Genomic DNA, 618 nt, shown 5'->3' with positions numbered 1-618 from the left:
CAACCATAAGGTATTTTGCCTGTTGTACAAACTCCTTGAAGACATCTTCCATAAACTCCCTAAGTCTGGAGATTCCGTTATGGATATAGCTGTTCAGCGTGGTGTTGCTTATGTGGATGCCTTCTCTTGCAAGCAGTCTTATCTGTCTGTTTTCAGGCATACTGAAGTCATATTTCAGACAAAGCAGACGGGCAAGCAAATCAGGGGAAAAGATTCCTCCAAGGTTTTTCAAGGGATGCTCCATCGTGTTAGTGAAAGTACCGTCTGCAAGCTTTACCCTTGCCACCTTGTACACATGTTCCACGTTATGAGCACGAACATGTTCTATAAACCTGTATTCCCACACATCAGCCATTCCGTTACGGTTCATAAGCCTTGCGCCATCCGGGAGTTGGTAATAGTCTTCTATCTCATGAACAATTACCTTACCCACCTTTAGTCTGGTCTTTTCTGCACGGGGAGCAGTTTCCTTTTTCCTTGAAGGTCTGCAGTCCTGTGCAGATATGTTACCGGAAGAGGCATTGCTGCCGGTACCGTTACCATCGGTCTTATTATCATCATCACCTTTCTTGCCAGAACCGTCGTACTCGGACTTCTCCATTGCAGACTTGTCAATGC

At 45.5% G+C, this 618-nt stretch carries 1 protein-coding gene; it reads right to left on the bottom strand.

The features are described 5' to 3' along the window. Window positions 1-618: IS66 family transposase (locus WKT20_RS18180; protein ID WP_340417884.1), on the bottom strand; the 618-nt coding region annotated here is incomplete at both ends.

It is taken from the genome of Phocaeicola sp. ICN-14070, from assembly GCF_037892625.1.
Classification (GTDB): Bacteria; Bacteroidota; Bacteroidia; order Bacteroidales; family Bacteroidaceae; genus Phocaeicola; species Phocaeicola plebeius.
The sequence above is the reverse complement of the archived record's forward strand: the minus strand, read 5'-3'. Positions and strand labels throughout refer to the sequence as shown.